The sequence below is a fragment of the Brevibacterium sp. RIT 803 genome (assembly GCF_016892625.1).
GTDB lineage: Bacteria > Actinomycetota > Actinomycetes > Actinomycetales > Brevibacteriaceae > Brevibacterium.
The window spans coordinates 209,407-228,442 of record NZ_JAFEMW010000006.1 but is presented as its reverse complement, the minus strand read 5'-3'; the positions used below and the strand labels follow the sequence as shown (position 1 = coordinate 228,442).

The 19,036-nt window shown below is 64.2% G+C and carries 17 protein-coding genes; all 17 read left to right on the top strand.

Going from position 1 to position 19,036, the window contains the following annotated elements; translation table 11 throughout:
- Positions 1–108: 108 nt before the first annotated feature.
- Positions 109–2,763 carry an alanine--tRNA ligase gene (alaS, locus tag JTF07_RS19020; RefSeq protein ID WP_204235760.1) on the top strand — a complete coding sequence of 885 codons (2,655 nt, stop codon included), beginning with the start codon at positions 109–111 and terminating at the stop codon, positions 2,761–2,763.
- Entirely contained in the window at positions 2,760–3,236 is a 477-nt protein-coding gene (gene ruvX / locus JTF07_RS19015) for a Holliday junction resolvase RuvX (protein ID WP_204235759.1), read from the top strand. The genes alaS and ruvX overlap by 4 nt, the downstream gene beginning before the upstream one ends.
- Complete coding sequence (gene mltG / locus JTF07_RS19010) at positions 3,233–4,375, top strand: endolytic transglycosylase MltG (RefSeq protein WP_204235758.1); 1,143 nt, start codon at positions 3,233–3,235, stop codon at positions 4,373–4,375. Before ruvX ends, mltG begins: the two co-directional genes overlap by 4 nt.
- Positions 4,372–5,340, top strand: coding sequence for a shikimate dehydrogenase (locus JTF07_RS19005; protein ID WP_204235757.1), 969 nt, complete (start codon positions 4,372–4,374; stop codon positions 5,338–5,340). The genes mltG and JTF07_RS19005 overlap by 4 nt, the downstream gene beginning before the upstream one ends.
- 21 nt (positions 5,341–5,361) lie before the next feature.
- On the top strand, positions 5,362–6,144 hold the full coding sequence (locus tag JTF07_RS19000; RefSeq protein ID WP_204235756.1) for an A24 family peptidase: 783 nt from the start codon (positions 5,362–5,364) through the stop codon (positions 6,142–6,144).
- 10 nt (positions 6,145–6,154) lie between these two features.
- A complete protein-coding gene (aroC, locus tag JTF07_RS18995) occupies positions 6,155–7,360 on the top strand; it encodes a chorismate synthase (protein WP_204235755.1) in 1,206 nt (401 codons plus the stop codon).
- Positions 7,357–7,980 (top strand): shikimate kinase, encoded by a 624-nt coding sequence (locus JTF07_RS18990; protein ID WP_204235754.1) that lies wholly within the window; start codon positions 7,357–7,359, stop codon positions 7,978–7,980. The genes aroC and JTF07_RS18990 overlap by 4 nt, the downstream gene beginning before the upstream one ends.
- Before the next feature lie 79 nt (positions 7,981–8,059).
- Positions 8,060–9,175 carry a 3-dehydroquinate synthase gene (gene aroB, locus JTF07_RS18985; protein WP_204235753.1) on the top strand — a complete coding sequence of 372 codons (1,116 nt, stop codon included), beginning with the start codon at positions 8,060–8,062 and terminating at the stop codon, positions 9,173–9,175.
- Between the two features lie 115 nt (positions 9,176–9,290).
- On the top strand, positions 9,291–9,851 hold the full coding sequence (gene efp, locus JTF07_RS18980; RefSeq protein WP_143921795.1) for an elongation factor P: 561 nt from the start codon (positions 9,291–9,293) through the stop codon (positions 9,849–9,851).
- Complete coding sequence (gene nusB, locus JTF07_RS18975) at positions 9,852–10,259, top strand: transcription antitermination factor NusB (RefSeq protein WP_198396295.1); 408 nt, start codon at positions 9,852–9,854, stop codon at positions 10,257–10,259.
- Between the two features lie 110 nt (positions 10,260–10,369).
- Complete coding sequence (gene pyrR, locus JTF07_RS18970) at positions 10,370–10,921, top strand: bifunctional pyr operon transcriptional regulator/uracil phosphoribosyltransferase PyrR (protein WP_198396294.1); 552 nt, start codon at positions 10,370–10,372, stop codon at positions 10,919–10,921.
- A complete protein-coding gene (locus JTF07_RS18965; RefSeq protein ID WP_204235752.1) occupies positions 10,918–11,898 on the top strand; it encodes an aspartate carbamoyltransferase catalytic subunit in 981 nt (326 codons plus the stop codon). Before pyrR ends, JTF07_RS18965 begins: the two co-directional genes overlap by 4 nt.
- Entirely contained in the window at positions 11,891–13,210 is a 1,320-nt protein-coding gene (locus JTF07_RS18960; protein ID WP_204235751.1) for a dihydroorotase, read from the top strand. Before JTF07_RS18965 ends, JTF07_RS18960 begins: the two co-directional genes overlap by 8 nt.
- Positions 13,195–13,689: a PH-like domain-containing protein gene (locus JTF07_RS18955; protein WP_204235750.1), complete on the top strand. Its 495-nt coding sequence runs from the start codon at positions 13,195–13,197 to the stop codon at positions 13,687–13,689. The genes JTF07_RS18960 and JTF07_RS18955 overlap by 16 nt, the downstream gene beginning before the upstream one ends.
- Positions 13,686–14,837, top strand: a complete 1,152-nt coding sequence (gene carA, locus JTF07_RS18950; RefSeq protein ID WP_204235749.1) for a glutamine-hydrolyzing carbamoyl-phosphate synthase small subunit — start codon at positions 13,686–13,688, stop codon at positions 14,835–14,837. The genes JTF07_RS18955 and carA overlap by 4 nt, the downstream gene beginning before the upstream one ends.
- Positions 14,838–14,846: 9 nt before the next feature.
- A complete protein-coding gene (gene carB, locus JTF07_RS18945) occupies positions 14,847–18,122 on the top strand; it encodes a carbamoyl-phosphate synthase large subunit (protein ID WP_204235748.1) in 3,276 nt (1,091 codons plus the stop codon).
- Positions 18,122–18,979: an orotidine-5'-phosphate decarboxylase gene (gene pyrF, locus JTF07_RS18940; protein ID WP_204235910.1), complete on the top strand. Its 858-nt coding sequence runs from the start codon at positions 18,122–18,124 to the stop codon at positions 18,977–18,979. The genes carB and pyrF overlap by 1 nt, the downstream gene beginning before the upstream one ends.
- Positions 18,980–19,036 lie beyond the last annotated feature (57 nt).

The window sequence follows — 19,036 nt, the reverse complement described above, 5'->3', positions numbered from 1 at the left end:
ACGCAAGTCGACGGCGCGCAGCGTCGGCACCTCGCATAATGCGGATGAGCCACTAAACTAATCACTGATGAGTGCAAGAGTGCACACGCAACATGTGAAAGGCCTTGGATGAAGACGGCAGAGATCAAACAGCGCTGGTTGGACTACTTCGAAGCGAATGGACACACAGTCGTCCCCTCAGCGTCGGTGATCAGCTCGGATCCATCGATCCTGTTCAACATCGCGGGTATGGTTCAGTTCATCCCGTATCTCTCCGGTCGGGAGCCTGCCCCATTCAATCGCGCCACCAGCGTGCAGAAATGCGTGCGCACCGGCGACATCGAAGAGGTCGGAAAGACCACCCGCCACGGCACCTTCTTCCAGATGAATGGCAACTTCTCCTTCGGCGACTACTTCAAGCGCGAAGCCATCCGCTTCGCCTGGGGACTGCTGACGAACCCCGTGGACGACGGCGGTCTCGGCTTCGACGAGAACCGCTTGTGGGCAACAGTCCATGAGGACGATATCGAGACCATCGACCTGTGGCTCGAAGAGACCTCGATTCCACGAGAGCGCATCCAGCCGCGCGACAACGAGGACAACTTCTGGCACACCGGTCAGCCCGGCCCCGGCGGCTACTGCTCCGAGATCTACTTCGACCGTGGTCCGGACTACGGTGTCGAAGGCGGTCCTGTGGCCGATGAAGATCGGTACATCGAGATCTGGAACCTCGTGTTCATGGAATTCGAACTCAGCGAGGTCCGGTCGAAGGTCGATTTCGACATCGCCGGCGACCTTCCCGCGAAGAACATCGACACCGGCATGGGCCTCGAGCGTGTCGCCTTCCTGCTCCAAGGCGTCGAGAACATGTACGAAATCGACGAAGTCTTCCCCGTCATCGAGGCCGCCAGCCGTCTCTCCGGCCACAGCTATGGTGCCGATCACGAGGCCGACGTGCAGATGCGCGTCGTGGCCGACCACGTTCGCTCCTCCCTGATCATCATCGGCGACGGTGTCCGCCCCGGCAACGAAGGCCGCGGCTACATCCTCCGTCGCCTCCTCCGGCGTGCCGTACGTGCGATGCGCCTCCTCGGCGTGACCAGCGAGGTCCTGCCGGAGCTGCTGCCGGTGTCCATGGAATCGATGAAGCTCTCCTACCCTGAGCTGGAGACAGATTTCGATCGCATCTCCCGCATCGCCTACGCCGAGGAGAAGGCCTTCCTGCGGACCCTGGAGTCGGGCACGCTGCTGTTCCAGAACGCTGCGGCCTCCCTGCCCGAGTCGGACAAGACCATCAGCGGCGACGTCGCATTCGCTCTGCACGACACCCACGGATTCCCCATCGACCTGACGCTGGAAATGGCTTCCGAGCAGGGCTTCCACGTCGACGAAGAGGGCTTCCGCGCCCTCATGAGTCAGCAGCGGACCCGAGCCAAGGCCGACGCGAAGGCGAAGAAGGGCGGCGGACATGCCGACCTCTCCGCCTACTCTGCACTGCTCGAAGACGGTGCCTCCGAGTTCGTCGGGTACGACCGCCTCGAGGCCGACTCCCGGGTGCGTGGAATCGTCGTCGACGGGCTCGCCCAGGAAGTTCTGACGCCGGGACAGTCGGCTGACCTCATCCTCGACCTGACTCCGTTCTACGCCGAGGCGGGCGGACAACGCGCCGATATCGGCCTCATCAAGGGCCATGGCTTCACCGCCCGCGTCCTCGACGTGCAGAATCCCATCAAGGGGCTCCCCGCGCACAGGGTCGAAGTCATCGACGGTGAGATCCATGTCGGGGCCGAGGTCCTTGCCGTCGTCGACCGCGACCACCGGTTCCAGGGTTCACAAGCGCATACCGCCACTCATCTGGTCCACGCCGCGCTGCGCGAGATCCTCGGCACTCACGCTGTCCAGGCCGGCTCGATGAATCAGCCAGGCTACATGCGCTTCGACTACTCATTCCCCGAAGCCCCGAGTGCGCAGATGCGGGCGGAGATCGAAGATGTCGCCAACCTCGCCGTTCGTTCGAACTATGAGGTCGGGACCGAGTTCCTGCCGTTCGAGGACGCCAGGAAGTCCGGTGCGATGGCGCTCTTCGGCGAGAAGTACCCGAACATCGTGCGCGTCGTCGACATCGGCGGACCCTTCTCCCGCGAACTCTGCGGAGGCACCCACGTCGGTGCCTCGTCCGAGGTCGGGCCGATCTCCGTGCTCTCCGAAGCCTCCGTGGGCTCAGGCGTACGTCGCATCGAAGCCGCCGTCGGCATGGACGCCTTCCGCTCGCTGGCCGCCGAACGCAGCATCGTCTCCTCCCTGTCCGACATGCTCAAGGTGCCGGGAACCGATGTGCGCGAGCGCGTCGGAGATCTGATGACCAAGCTCAAGGATGCGGAGAAGGAGATCGCTCGCCTGAACTCCCAGCAGCTCCTGGCCTCAGCCGGAAAGTTCCTCGACAACGCCGAAACCGTGGGATCGACGCTGTTCGTCGTCGCCGAACTCGGCGAGGTCTCGAATGCAGGAGACATCCGCACAGTCGTCACCGACCTGCGCGGTCGAGTCGCGGATCGTTCCGCCGTGGTCCTCGGCATCGGAACGAGCAACGGAAAACCCGTAGTCGTGGTTGCCACGACCGCTGCCTCACGCGATGAGGGGCAGCAGGCCGGCAAGCTCGTGTCACTGGCCTGCGGTGAACTCGGCGGCGGAGGAGGAGGCAAACCCGACCTCGCTCAGGGCGGCGGCAGCGATGTCTCCGCGATCCCCTCTGCCATCACAGCGGTCAAGGCAGCTCTCCAGTGAGTTTCCGCCGGGGCCGACGTATCGGCCTCGACATCGGTTCGGTGCGGGTCGGGGTCGCCAGCAGTGACCCCGACGGCATCCTCGCGACGCCGCTGACAGTGGTGCGGAGGACCGACGAGCCTGCTGCGCTGAGAGCGCTGCGGGAGATCATCGACGAATACGAACCGATCGAACTGCTCATCGGCGACCCGAAATCCCTCGACGGAGCGGCGCGGGCGGCTGCGGCGACCGCACTTGAGTTCGCCAGGCGAATCAGCCTCGCCACGTCGACGCCCATCCGCCTCGTCGATGAGCGCTTCACCACGGTCGAGGCTCACCATGCTCTCGCCGCCGCAGGGAAGAACTCACGTCAACGTCGTGAGATCGTCGACGCCCAGGCCGCCGTGATCATTTTGCAGAATGCCCTCGAATTCGAACACAACACCGGTGAGCCAGCCGGTCGAGCAATGCCCGACGAGGAGAGTGAGCTATGAGCCCGTTCCCAGGTGAGTTCTCGGAAGACGAAGGGCTGACCAGGTCCGACCTCAGAGCAAAGAAGCGCCGCCGAATGCTGCGCAGGCGTCGGACGACGGCCATCGTCGTCGTCTGCGTGCTCGTCTTCGGCATCGGAGGATTCTTCGGTGTCAGAGCCGCAGGTGGAGTCTTCAATGACCTGTTCGGTCCCAAAGGCGACTACGAGGGCGCGGGCACCAGCGAGGTCACGATCGAGATCCCGCCCGGAGCCTCTGCTCGGTCCGTGGCCAATCAACTCGTCGAAGCCGGGGTGATCATGAACTCCGAGCCGTTCCTCGATGAGGTCGAGCGACGCGATATCACAATCCAGGCCGGGCCGATCATTCTGCGCGAGAAGATGAGTTCCAAATCAGCTGTGGAAGCGATCGTCAATCCGATCAAACCTCCCAAGATCACGATCGCCGAGGGCCGCAAGATCGACCAGATCAAGTCGACGATGGTCGAGTCGGGAATGAAGGCCGAAGCAGTCGACAAAGCCATTGATGACAAGACTCCGAAGGATTACGGCCTCGACGTCGACGCCCCCAGCCTGGAAGGGTACCTGTATCCGGCAACCTACGAGCTGAACCAGGATAGAACGGCCGAGGACATCGTGTCCGAGATGGTCAAGAAGACGAAGCTTGAGATCGAGAACGCTGACATCGATCTCGACGACGCGAATCGGATCATGACCCTGGCGAGCCTCGTCGAAATCGAATCACCCGGTGACGAAGAGGTCCGGAAGAAGGTGGCGCAGGTCTTCCTCAACCGCATCTCAGAGGATTCGAGGACCGGCGAACTGCTCCAGTCCGATGCGACGGTGGCCTATATCCACGGTGCCCGCAGTGACCTGACGACGACGAAGGAGGAGCGCGAGTCCGACAGTCCGTACAACACGTACAAGAAGAAGGGGCTGCCACCGGGACCGATCAATTCGCCCAGCGCCGGAGCAGTCGATGCCGCGCTCAATCCCACCGAAGGTGATTGGCAGTTCTTCGTGGCCACGAACCCGGACACCGGGGAGACCAAGTTCGCCGACACCTATGACGAACATCGGAAGAATGTCGAAATCTATCGGAAATGGCTCAGGGAGCACGGAGAGGCCAACGGCGACAAATGAGGATCTCGGCTGCGGTGCTCGGTCGCCCGATCGCCCATTCCAAATCGCCGCTGCTTCATCGTGCTGCATTTCAGGCCCTGGGCCTCGAAGGCGGCGAATACGCCAGCTTCGACCTCGGCGCGGAGGATCTCGAATCCTTCCTGGCAGCTCACCGACGCCAGATCGGATTCTCGCTGACGATGCCTTTGAAGGAACGGCTCGTCGAACTCGCGCTTACCTCTGGGTGGGGCCTCGATGACACAGCCAGGCTGACCGGAGTGGCGAACACACTGGTTCGCCGAGGTGTGGCGACGTCGGTTGCCAACACCGACGTGCAGGGCATCGTGCGCGCGCTGACTCCCGGGCTCAACACCAGTCGGGAAGCAGCTGTCACCGCCGCGATATCAGCCACGGCCGTCGGTCTCGGCGCGACTGCAGGTGTGAACACCGCCGACGGTGATGGTGCTGACAGGGCGACCATCCTGGGTGCAGGGGCGACCGCGGCTTCGGCGCTGCTGGCCTGCAGCGAACTGGGCATCAGCACGGTCGAATTCCTCGTCAGAAACCCTGATCGGGCCGCTCGGGTCCTCGATCTCAGCAAACAGCTCGGAGTGTCGGCGTCCACTGCGCCACTGAGGCAGATCGAGCCCTCCGCCGTGGTCATCTCGACTCTCCCCGCCGAGGCTCTCCCCGAACTGCAGTGGTCTCCCGGTTTCCGCGGCGGAGTGGCCCTCGACGTCGCCTACGCCGCGGAGTCCGGCTTCCTTCGAGCAGCCGAATCCCACGGCCTCATCCCGGTAGAGGGCACGGTGATGCTCGTCGAGCAGGCCGTTGCTCAGTCGGAGATGTTCATCGCCGCGGCCGAAGCATCGGACGCCGAGCCCGGCCTCACTCGGGACCCCACGCAGAACGCTGAGCGGCGCGCCGTGATCACAGCAGCCATGTACCGCGCACTCGAAGACCAACCTGGGCCGGCAGGCGACTGACCAGAAGGACGGAAAGGGCGGGTGAGGGTGGACATCGGAGTTCTCCACGGGTGGCCGATCGGAGTCAGCGCCGTCGTCAGTGCTGGTCTCGGCATTCTCCTGGCCCGCAGCGACTCGTGGTGGCCAGCCGATGACGACCACGCAGCCGTGCTCGCGAAGACTCGTCTGTACCGCCCTCTGCACTTAGTGATCCTCGGCATCGTCCTGGCAGCTGCGGCCGCACTGCTCTTCCCCGACGCCGGCGCGGCACCCGGCTTCGGTTCGATGTCCGAGGCCGGCTCACTGTCAGACGCCGGTCACAGTGCGGACATCGGGTCCGTCGACAGGCTTCTGCTGGCCCTGAGCCTGGGTGCAGTCGCCGCGGCCACCCCGTACCTGGCTGTCGTCGACATCGTCGTCCATCGGCTGCCGGATCGGATCGTGTATCCGCTCATCGGAATCGAACTTCTCACCTTCGTTCTCGGGCAGCTGCTGGGGGAGTCCGCAATCTGGGGTCTCGGCCTCATCGCCGGTGGCGCCGGGGCCCTGTTCTTCGGCGTCCTTTACCTGAGCGGACGGGTGATGCACGCGCGCACGATGGGACTCGGCGACGTCAAACTCGCGTTCGTCGTCTTCGGTGTGCCCACACTGTTCTCACCTTGGGCACCGGCACTCGTCTTCATCATCATGATGCTCATCGCCGGCATCGCAGCTCTCCTGGCAGCCGCTGTGAAACGCAGCCTGAAGGCGACGACGATACCGTTCGGACCGGCAATGCTATCCGGAATGTGGTTCGGGTCGGTGCTTGGCCCAATCCTTTTGTAGAATCGGTTGAATGTTGAGATGGCTGACTGCAGGCGAATCCCACGGCGAAGCGCTGACTGGGATCATTGAGGGGCTTCCCGCCCACGTTCCTATCACCAGGGAAGACATCCGCGCGAGCTTAGCTCGACGCAGATTGGGCTACGGCCGCGGAGCGCGGATGAAGTTCGAAGCCGACGAGGTTCGCCTCCTCGGCGGAGTGCGACACGGGCAGACACTGGGGTCACCCGTGGCCGTCGAGGTCGGGAACACGGAATGGCCCAAATGGGAGACCGTGATGAGCCCCGATCCGATCGACGAGGACGAACTGGCCGGTCAGGCTCGGAACGCTCCGCTGACACGACCGCGACCCGGTCATGCCGATATCGTCGGCATGCAGAAGTACGGATTCGATGAGGCTCGACCGATCCTCGAACGTGCCTCGGCTCGAGAAACGGCAATGCGTGTGGCGTTGGGCACCATCGCCGCGAACTTCCTGGGCGAACTCGGCATCACGCTCGTCTCCCATACCGTGGCAATCGGCACGGCTGCGGAATCCACAGAGACTGGGACCGAACCAGCATTGCCGTCGGCAACGGACGTCGACGCACTCGACGCCGATCCGGTGCGCTGCTTCGACCCGGAACTCTCCGCTCGCATGGTTGAGCAGATCGATGCTGCGAAGAAGGCCGGCGACACCCTCGGCGGAGTCGTCGAGGTCCTTGCCTATGATCTGCCGCCCGGTCTGGGCTCGCACGTCCACTGGGACCGTCGGCTGGACTCTCGACTTGCCGGGGCCCTGATGGGCATTCAGGCGATCAAGGGCGTCGAGGTCGGCGACGGCTTCCTCACGACCAGGCGCCCCGGCTCCGCAGCCCACGATGAACTCGCCGTGGGTGAGGAGGGTATCCGACGCGTCAGCAACCGCGCAGGCGGCACCGAGGGCGGAATGTCGACAGGCGGACCGCTGCGAGTCCGGGCAGGCATGAAGCCCATCGCTACGGTCCCACGCGCTCTGGCCACCGTCGACGTCGTCACCGGTGAACCTGCCAAGGCCAACCACCAGCGCTCCGACGTGTGCGCGGTTCCGGCCTCCGGTGTCGTGGCCGAAGCGATGGTGGCTCTCGTTCTCGCCGAGGCAGTGGTGGAGAAGTTCGGCGGAGACTCCGTGGCCGAGACCAAGCGGAACCTGGATGCCTACGTGGGCGCCATTCCGGAGAACCTCCGCATCGGCCGATGACTCAACGCCCGCACCCGAAACCGGTTCCACCGCTGGAACCGGTCCCGGCCTCGCAGTCGCGCATCGTCCTGACTGGACCGCCTGCCGCCGGCAAATCCACGATCGGTCGTCTCCTGGCTGATCGACTCGATCTGCCGCTCATCGACACGGATGCGAACATCGTCGAGAAATACGGCGTCATCGCAGAGATCTTCGTCGAGCGCGGTGAGGACCATTTTCGGAGGATCGAACGCGAGGTCGTCCGGCGCGCCCTGCGTCGCCTGCTCGACCGTCCAGGCATCGTCTCCCTGGGCGGGGGAGCGATCCTCAACCCGGGCACCCGCGCCCAGCTGGGCCATCCCGCGATCAAGGTCGTGCACATCGACATCGATGTCGACACCGTCGTGACTCGGCTGAACTCCCCGCACAGGCCACTGCTGCGCGGTGCGGGAACCCCGGTGGAGAACTGGTTGGCGCTCGTGAACGAGCGTGAACCTCTCTACGATCAGGTCGCCACGTTCCGCGTCCATGCCTCGAATTCGCATCCCTCGACCATCGTCAACCGCGTCGTCGACGTCCTCACTGGTCTGCAGCGTGCGGAGGAGTATGCCAAGTATTCGGGCCGCGACCCGGAGAGTTAGGCTTGAGGTCGCAACCGGTTCAGAGTTCAGCCACCGCGGTCATGTCATGCCCGGAGGCAGCAAAGGGGAAAGTGCACCAATGAGTCTCACACGCATCAATGTCGAAGCCGGCGGGAACTATCCGGTTCTCGTGGGCCAAGGTCTCCTGGGCGAACTTCCCGAGCTCCTCGGTCCCCGCGTCGAGAAGGTGCTCGTCATCCATCCGCGGGCTCTGCGGACGACAGGGGAGACGGTCCGTGATGACCTGCGCGCAACCGGTCTCGATGCGATTGTGGCCGAGATCCCCGACGCGGAGGAAGCCAAACATGTGCAGGTCGCCGCGTTCTGCTGGCAGGTCCTCGGCCAGAGCGACTTCACCCGCACTGATGCCATCATCACTGTCGGCGGAGGAGCCGTGTCCGACCTCGGCGGCTTCGTCGCAGCAACCTGGCTGCGCGGAATCTCCGTCATCCACATTCCCACCACCGTCCTCGGAATGGTCGATGCTGCCATCGGCGGCAAGACCGGAATCAACACCGCTGAAGGCAAGAATCTCGTCGGTTCCTTCCACGCGCCCTCGGGCGTCCTCGTGGACCTCGACACCCTGCAGACGCTGCCGGAGAACGAGCTCTTCACCGGCCTCGCCGAGGTGGTCAAGACCGGCTTCATCGCTGATCCCGCGATCCTCGATCTGGTGAGCAGGCACTCGAAGGCCGAGATCGCCGAGGTGGATGGTCCCGTCCTGCGCGAGCTCATCGAACGTGCCATCGCCGTCAAGGCCGAGGTCGTCGCAGACGACTTCAAGGAGTCCGGACGCCGCGAGATCCTCAACTACGGCCACACCCTCGCCCACGCCATCGAGCACAAAGAGCGCTATCAGTGGCGCCACGGCGCCGCGGTGTCCGTGGGCATGGTCTTCGCAGCGGAGGTGGCGGCGATGGTCAAGAGCCTCTCGCCGGAGACCGTCGACCTCCATCGTGAGCTGCTGACCAAGCTGGGACTGCCCATCGCCTACCGTGCCGATGTCTGGCCGCAGCTCCTGGACACGATGAAGCGAGACAAGAAGGCGCGCGGCTCGATGCTGCGCATGGTGCTGCTGAGTGAGGTGGGTGCACCCGCGACGGTGGAGATCCCGGACGTCTCACTTCTCCACACGGCCTACCAGGAGATCGGCGAGGATTCGCCCCGCATCATGCTCGGCACTGATCTGGGCTGAGCGGCCCGAAATGGCAGCTGCTACCCGAGCTTGCTAGAATTGCTGTTTGGCGAAACTGCCAGACACACCACATCACCTCGCGGTGGCCAAGACTGACACGAAGAAGGACGAATTAGTGGCTTCAACCAACGACCTGAAGAACGGCCTTGTGCTCAATATCGACAAGCAGCTGTGGCAGGTGCTGGAGTTCCAGCACGTCAAGCCCGGCAAAGGTCCGGCATTCGTCCGCACCAAGCTCAAGAACGTCATCTCCGGCAAGATCATCGACAAGACCTTCAACGCCGGGACCAAGGTCGAGACAGCCAATGTCGACCGTCGTGATATGCAGTACCTCTACCATGACGGCACCGACTACGTCTTCATGGACGCCGAGGACTACGACCAGGTCAGCGTCTCTCCCGACCTCGTCGGCGATGCCGCCAACTACATGCTTGAGAACCAGAACCTGCAGATCTCCTTCCACGAGGGCACCGCGCTCTCCGTGGAGCTGCCGCCTTCGGTCGAGCTGCTGATCACCCACACGGAACCGGGACTTCAGGGCGACCGCTCGACCGGTGGATCCAAGCCTGCGACGCTGGAGACCGGCTACGACATTCAGGTGCCCCTGTTCCTCGAAGAGGGCACCAAGGTCAAGGTGGACACCCGCAACGGCGACTACCTGGGTCGCGTCAAGTAAGTGTCAGCACGAACGCGGGCCCGCCGTCGGGCCTTGGAACTCATGTTCGAGGCAGGACAGCGTCGCCTCGACACCGATCAGATCGTGACCATGCGGTCCAACGACCCCGACTATCCGATGAAGGCGTACGCGGTGGAGATCGTCGAAGGAGTCACGAGCCATCGTGACGAGATCGACGAGATCATCGCCACCTATGCGGAAGGCTGGACCTTGGAGCGGATGCCGGCCGTCGACCTGGCCCTGCTCCAGATCGGAACCTGGGAGATCCTCTTCAACGATGAGGTGCCTGACAAGGCAGCCATCGACGAAGCCGTCTCGCTGGCCAAACAGTTCTCAACGGACGACTCACCAGGCTTCATCTCGGGGCTGCTCTCACGTGTCCTGGATGTCAAGCCCACCCTGATCTGAGTCCGCGGGTCCGGAATCCGGACCCGCGCACCGACCTCACTCATCCGAGGTCTACAATCGAATCGAACCACTCCTTTAACCACCGTCCGGAGAGGCGGAGAAGGGGAAGCATGACACAGCGAACAGTGCTCGATGCCCCAGATATGAAGCGGGCAATGACCCGTATAGCCCACGAGATCATCGAGTCCAACAAGGGCAGCGACGACCTCGTTCTGCTCGGCATCCCACGCCGCGGGGTGCCCTTGGCCACTCGACTGGCCGAACAGATCGCCTCGATCTCCGGGCGTCCGGAGATGGCGAGCGAACTCGTCGGAAGCCTCGACATCACGATGTACCGTGACGATCTGCGCAGCGGTGCCTACCGCGCCCCAGAACCCACCACGATCCCCGCCGAGGGCATCGATGCCAAGACCGTCGTCCTCGTCGACGATGTGCTCTTCTCCGGCCGCACGATCAGAGCTGCACTCGATGCGCTCTCCGATCTGGGTCGTCCGTCCAAGGTCCGGCTCGCCGTCCTCGTCGACCGGGGCCACCGTGACCTGCCGATCCGGGCCGACCACGTCGGCAAGAACCTGCCCACCTCAAGCAGCGAACGCGTCAACGTCTCCCTGGCGGAGATCGACGGCGACGACGGCGTCACGATCTCGGGAGGCCGCGAATGAAGCACCTCCTCGACACCGTTTCGCTGAGCCGCGAAGACGCCATCTCGATCCTCGACATCGCCGAGGAGATGGCCCAGGTCTCCGAACGCGAGGTCAAGAAGCTGCCTGTGCTGCGCGGGCGCACCGTGGTCAATCTGTTCTTCGAGGATTCGACGCGCACCCGACTGTCGTTCGAAGCAGCGGCCAAAAGACTCTCGGCCGACGTCCTCAATTTCTCCGCCAAAGGTTCGTCCGTGTCCAAGGGCGAAAGCCTGCAGGACACCATCCAGACCATTTCGGCCATGGGCGCCGATGCACTCGTCGTTCGGCATCCCGGATCGGGCACTCCGCATCGCCTGGCCCACACCGGCTGGATCGACGTCCCCGTCGTCAACGCCGGCGATGGCACTCACGAACACCCCACACAGGCGCTGCTCGATGCCTTCACCCTGCGTCGTGCCCTCGGCGGATTCTGCGCTTCAGGGGCCGTCAAGGACGGGCCACGGGGTCGAGGACTCGACGGCGCAAAAGTCGCCATCGTCGGTGACGTCCTGCACTCCCGTGTAGCCCGGTCCAACGTCCACCTGCTGGCTAACCTCGGCGCCGAAGTTCACCTCATCGCACCCCCGACGCTGCTTCCATGGGGTGTTGAAACCTGGCCCGTGACTCTGCACTACGACCTCGACGAGGCGCTGCACTCCGAGGAATTCGCGGCCGTGATGATGCTGCGCGTCCAGCACGAGCGCATGCACGAATCGTTCTTCCCCAACGAACGCGAATACGCACGACTGTGGGGACTCTCCGCAGCCCGGCTGGCCGGACTGCCCAAGGAGACATTCATCATGCACCCGGGGCCGATGAACCGCGGCTTCGAGATCTCAGCGGCAGCCGCCGACTCACCGCGCGCCCTCATCCTCGACCAGGTCGAGAACGGAGTGAGCGTACGAATGGCGGTCCTGTACCGCCTCTTGACAGGCCAGGAGGAAACCAATGACTGACTATCTGATCCGCGGTGCGAACGTGCTGGGCCAGGGAATCGCCGATATTGCGATCAAGGATTCGACGATCGTCGACCCCGATCTGCTCGACCCCGACGGCAGCGATGTGGAACTCGTGAACGCCGACGGGCTCATCGCCCTGCCCGGCCTCGTCGACATGCACACACACCTGCGGGAACCGGGCAAAGAAGACGCGGAAACGATCCTGAGCGGGTCGCGCGCGGCCGCCTCGGGCGGCTTCACCTGCGTTCATGCGATGGCGAACACCGCCCCCGTCGCAGACACCGCAGGCGTCGTCGAACAGGTCCACCGCCTCGGTCGGACAGCCGGCTACACCGAAGTCGTGCCCATCGGAGCCGTGACCATCGGACTGGAGGGACAGAACCTCGCCGAGATCGGAGCCATGGCCCGCTCGGCGGCTCGAGTTCGGATCTTCTCCGACGACGGCATCTGCGTCTCAGACCCGCTGCTCATGCGGCGGGCCCTTGAGTACGTCAAGACCTTCGACGGAGTCATCGCCCAGCACGCCCAGGAGCCGCGACTGACCGAGGGTGCGCAGATGAACGAGGGCGTCGTCTCTGCTGAGCTGGGACTGCCCGGCTGGCCGGCCGTCGCCGAGGAATCGATCATCGCCCGCGACGTGCTCCTGGCCGAACACGTGGGCTCGCGGCTGCACATCTGCCATGTATCGACCAAGGGCAGCGTCGACATCATCCGCTGGGCGAAGTCCCGAGGAGTCGAGATCACCGCTGAGGTCACCCCGCACCACCTGATGCTCACCGACGAACTCGTCCGCAGCTTCGACCCCGTCTACAAGGTGAATCCGCCGCTGCGGACCGAAGCCGATGTCACCGCACTGCGCGAAGCGCTGGCCGACGGCACGATCGACGTCATCGGCACCGACCACGCTCCGCACACAGCCGAACACAAATGCAGCGAATGGACGGCTGCGGCCATGGGCATGGTCGGCATGGAGACAGCGCTGGCCATCGTCGTCGAGGCGATGTCCGACTACGACTTCGACTACCGCGACCTCGCCCGCGTGATGTCGGCAACACCGGCACGCATCACCGGAGCAACAGGACACGGCAGTCTCGAGAGCGGCTCGAGTGCCAACATCGTGCTCATCGACCCGAACTCCACGCACACGATCGTGCCCGCCGACCATGCGACGAAGGGGCGCAACAACCCCTTTGCCGGACTTGAGGTCTCCACCTCGATCACCGACACGTTCTTCTACGGCCACCGGGTGTTCTCGGGCGGAGAACTCAGCACACCCCACCCGGCAGGAGCATCATGGACAGACCAGTAAGCGTCATCATCATCGCAGTCGTCTTCCTCCTCCTGATCCTCGCGATCACCTGGGGGTGGAGCCGACGAAAGAAGAGCCAGACAGTGGTGCCGCAGCCGGCGAAGCCACACATGGGAATCAAACCCGTCGCGGACCCCGTTGAAGGGTCATATGTGTCGACGACCCTGGCTGGACATCCGCTCGAACGAGTCGCCGTCCATGGTCTCGGCATCCGCACCACGGGAGAGATCGTCATCACCGACGGCGGCGTGGTCATGGACCTCGCGGGACGTGAGGACTTCCTCATCCCCAGGCGCGATATCGTCTCCGTCGACACCACCGCCGGCATGATCGGCAAATTCGTCGAACGCGGCGGCATCGTGCGCATCACCTGGCGACTGGGGGAGACCCTCGTCGATACCGGCTTCCGCGCGCGCTACGCCGCCAGTACAACCCCCACCGTCGACCGCATCCGCGAAATGATCGAAGAGGCACAATGAGACTGTCCACCACCCCTGCCGTCCTCGTCCTCGAAGACGGACGCACGTTCCGAGGCTCCGCCCACGGCGCCATCGGAGAGACCCTGGGCGAAGCGGTCTTCGTCACCGCAATGTCCGGTTATCAGGAGACCCTGACCGACCCGTCCTATCACCGTCAGATCGTGATCCAGACCGCGCCGCACATCGGCAACACGGGAATCACCGATGATGATGACGAATCGGCGAAGATCTGGGTCGCCGGATACGTCGTCCGTGATGCGTCGCGCGTGTCCTCGAACTGGCGCTCCATCGGAGACCTGTCCACCCGCCTCGAAGAATCGGGCATCGTGGGCATCAGCGACGTCGACACCCGCGCCCTGACCCTGCACCTGCGCGAAGCCGGCGCCATGCGCATGGGAATCTTCTCCGGTCCCGCCGCCGAGGCCGACGACAATGAGCTGCTTGCCAAGGTCCAGGCCTCACCGCATATGGCTGGAGCGAAACTGGCCGAAGAGGTCTCGATCACCGAGCCCCAGCTCATCCCCGCAGTGGGCCAGAAGAAGTTCAGCGTCGCAGCCCTGGACCTGGGCATCAAGTCGATGACCCCTCAACGCCTGAGCGAACGCGGCATCGACGTCCACGTTCTGCCCGCCACGACGAACTTCGCCGAGATCAAGGAATTGGGCGTCGATGGAGTCTTCTTCTCCAATGGTCCCGGGGACCCAGCGACTGCCGATGACCAGGTCGCGCTCCTGCGGGAGGTCCTCGGCGCGAAGATCCCGTTCTTCGGCATCTGCTTCGGCAATCAGCTGCTGGGCCGAGCGCTGGGCTTCGGCACCTACAAACTGCCCTTCGGTCATCGCGGCATCAACGTCCCCGTCATGGATCGCACCACAGACAAAGTCGAGATCACCTCTCAGAACCACGGCTTCGCCGTCGACGCGCCTGTGGACGGTGAGACGCAGGCACCGCACGATGAGAGTTTCGGCCGTGTCGCCGTCTCACACGTGTGCCTCAACGATGACGTGGTCGAAGGCCTCCAGTGCCTCGACCTTCCCGCGTTCTCCGTCCAATTCCATCCAGAGGCCGCAGCCGGGCCCCACGATTCGAGCTACCTGTTCGATCGCTTCATCGACCTCATGTCCGCTTCCCAGGTCGCACAGGCCTAAGGAGAACCCATGCCACTCAGACAAGATCTCACATCCGTCCTCGTCATCGGCTCCGGACCGATCGTCATCGGTCAGGCCTGTGAATTCGACTACTCGGGCACCCAAGCCTGCCGTGTGCTGCGCGAAGAGGGCCTGCGGGTCATCCTCATCAACTCGAATCCCGCGACGATCATGACCGACCCCGACGTCGCCGACGCCACCTACGTCGAGCCGATCGATCCCGACATCATCGAATCGATCATCGACAAGGAGCGCCCCGACGCGATCCTGCCGACGCTGGGTGGTCAGACAGCGCTGAATGCGGCGATCGCACTGCACGATGCCGGCACCCTCGAGAAGTACGGGGTCGAGCTCATCGGCGCCGACGTCGACGCCATCCAGCGCGGCGAGGACCGACAGAAGTTCAAGACCATCGTTGAGGAATGCGGCGCCGAGTCGGCGAAATCCGTCATCTGCCACACCATCGACGAGGCACTGGCCGGGGCCGAAGAGCTCAACTATCCCGTCGTCGTGCGCCCCTCGTTCACCATGGGCGGACTGGGTTCCGGCATGGCCTATGACGAGAGCGACCTCCGGCGCATCGCCGGCGCCGGCTTGGGCGACTCCATCACCCACGAGGTGCTCCTCGAGGAGTCGATCCTCGGCTGGAAGGAATACGAACTCGAACTCATGCGCGACCACAAGGACAACGTGGTCGTCATCTGCTCGATCGAGAACGTCGACCCCGTCGGCGTCCACACCGGCGACTCGATCACAGTGGCCCCATCGCTGACCCTGACCGACCGCGAATATCAGAAGATGCGCGATATCGGCATCGACGTCATCCGCGCCGTCGGAGTCGCCACCGGCGGCTGCAACATCCAGTACGCAGTGGATCCGAAGACCGGCCGCATCGTCGTCATCGAAATGAACCCCAGAGTCTCACGGTCCTCGGCACTGGCCTCGAAGGCCACAGGCTTCCCGATCGCCAAGATGGCCGCCAAGCTGGCCGTGGGCTACTCGCTCGACGAGATCCCCAACGACATCACGAAGGTCACACCGGCCAGCTTCGAACCGACACTCGACTACGTCGTGGTCAAGATCCCACGGTTCACGTTCGAGAAGTTCCCCGCAGCGGATCCCACGCTGACCACGACCATGAAATCCGTGGGCGAGGTCATGGCGCTGGGCCGCAACTTCACCACCGCACTGCAGAAGGCCATGCGGTCGATGGAGCAGCGGGATGCCTCGTTCTCGTGGTCCGATCTTCCCGACATCGGCGACGAGGATGTCAGAGAATCCGTCCTCGAGTCGATTTCGCACGCGACAGCCGACCGCATCCATTCCGTTCAGCGCGGATTGGCCGCTGGCCTGAGCAATGCCGAGGTCTTCGAGGCCTGCGAGATCGATCCCTGGTTCCTCGACCAGATCGAACTGATCAATGAGGTCGCCGAGTTCATCTCCTCAGCAGACGAACTCGATGCCCAGGTGCTGCGGGTTGCGAAGAACCACGGCTTCTCCGATGAGCAGATCGCGTCGCTGCGCAGCATGGACACCGGTGTCGTCACCGGTGTCCGGCAGGCCCTGCGGATCCGTCCCGTGTTCAAGACCGTCGACACCTGCGCCGGTGAGTTCGCCGCACACACCCCGTACCACTACTCGAGCTATGACGAGGAGACCGAGGTCGCCCCGCGCGAGAAGCCTGCCGTGATCATCCTCGGTTCGGGACCGAACCGGATCGGCCAGGGCATCGAGTTCGACTACTCATGCGTGCACGCGACGATGGCCATCTCCGAGGCCGGCTTCGAAACGATCATGGTCAACTGCAACCCGGAGACCGTGTCCACGGACTACGACACCGCTGATCGCCTCTACTTCGAACCTCTGACCTTCGAGGACGTGATGGAGGTCTATCACGCCGAGGTGGCCGCCGGTCCCGTACTCGGCGTCGTCTGCACCCTGGGCGGCCAGACCCCGCTGGGCCTGGCCGACAAGCTCAAGGCCGCAGGAGTGCCGGTCCTCGGCACCCAGCCCGAAGCCATCGACCTGGCCGAGGACCGCGGGGAATTCGGCGCCGTCCTCGACCGCGCCGGTCTCACCGCTCCGAAGCACGGCACCGCCGTGACCTACGCAGAGGCCGAGACGATCGCCGAGGAGATCGGCTACCCGGTCCTCGTCCGCCCCTCATATGTGCTCGGCGGCCGCGGCATGCAGATCGTCTACGACCGCACTCAGCTCGTGGACTACATGGCCACTGCCACGGAGATCTCCGTGGACCGTCCCGTCCTCGTCGACCGCTTCCTCGAGGACGCCATCGAAATCGATGTCGATGCCCTCTACGACGGCACCGACATCTACATCGGCGGCATCATGGAGCACATCGAGGAAGCCGGAATCCACTCTGGTGACTCCGCCTGCGTGCTGCCCTCACTGACCCTGGGCGAAGACGTGCTGGACCGTGTCCGCAGCGCCACCGCGGCAATCGCCGAAGGCACGAACGTGCGCGGGCTGCTCAACATCCAGTTCGCCATCACCGCCGACGTCCTCCACGTCATCGAAGCCAACCCACGTGCCTCCCGGACCGTGCCCTTCGTCTCGAAGGCCACCTCTACACAGTTGGCGAAGGCCGCCGCGCTGATCGCGGTCGGACGCACCATCGCCGATATGCGCGGAGGCATGCTCCCGGAGACCGGCGACGGTTCGCGACTGTCCTTGGACCACCCGATCGCGGTCAAGGAAGCGGTCCTCCCGTTCCGTCGATTCAGGACCGTCGAGGGCAAGGTCGTCGATTCGATCCTCGGACCGGAGATGCGCTCGACCGGTGAGGTCATGGGCATCGACCACGACTTCCCGACAGCCTTCGCGAAGGGTCTGCTGGGAGCATCGATCAAGCTTCCGACCTCCGGCACGGTGTTCGTCTCGGTTGCCGACCGGGACAAAAGGGCGATGGTCCTGCCGGTCAAGGAACTCGTCGACATGGGATTCGACGTGGTCGCCACCACCGGAACGGCCGCAGTCCTGTCCCGGTACGGCATCAAGACCACACAGGTGCACAAGCACTTCGAGGCCGATGCCGAGGATCGCACGATCCTCGACTACCTGGCCGCCGGCACGATCGACATGGTCATCAACGTCCCATCCGGACGCCAGGAACGGGCAGACGGCTACGAGATCCGTGCCTCGGCGACCGCACACTCCGTGCCGCTGATCACCACGCTCGCCGAGTTCGCTGCCGCAGTCACCTCACTCGAGGTCGTTCGTGACAAGACCTTCAAGGTCCGCAGCCTGCAGGACTGGAACGCGTGATGTTCGGCGCCCGCCTGCAGGCGGCCATGGACGAGCACGGACCGCTGTGTGTGGGCATCGACCCCCACGACCATCTCCTTGAGGCCTGGGGACTGCCGCGCACAGCGGACGGGCTGCGCGAATTCTCACTGCGCACGGTGACCGAGCTGGCCGGGAACGTGGCTGCGGTCAAACCACAGTCAGCCTTCTACGAGCAGTACGGTTCGGCCGGAGTCGCCGTTCTCGAAGAGACCCTCGCAGCCTGCAGGGAACACGATCTCATCAGTGTCCTCGACATCAAACGCGGGGACATCGGATCGACCATGGGAGCCTACGCACGCGCCTACCTCGATCCCGCCTCGGCGCTGGCCGCCGATTCGATCACTGTATCTCCGTACCTCGGATTCGGGGCACTGGATCCGGCCTTCGACCTCGCGAATGCTCATGATCGGGGAGTCTTCGTCCTCGCGCTGACCTCGAATCCTGAAGGTGCAGAGGTTCAGCACGCCACGTGCGGAGAGTCCATCGACGGCTTCGGAGACTCCGTTGCCGGGACGATCGTGGGTCAGGTGGCTGCGCGCAACTCGGCTGAGTCCGCACAGGGTCTCGGGCGCTTCGGCCTGGTGGTCGGAGCGACGATCGGATCCGGCGCCCGTGAGCTCGGATTCGACCCGTCTGCGTGCAAAGGGCCGATCCTGGCACCGGGAGTCGGTGCTCAGGGAGCTGGCATCAGTGAGCTCATCGACGTCTTCGGCACCGATGCGATCGCCGCCAACCAGATTCTGGCCACCACCTCACGCGCTGTGCTCAGCGCCGGGGCAGACGGCGTGCGCGCAGCGGCACGCTCGCTCAACGAGACCCTGACGCAAGTGGGCTGAGACCCGGGCAGCTCACCTCTCATCACTTGCGCAGGCCGCCGGTTTCGGCGCCCTGCG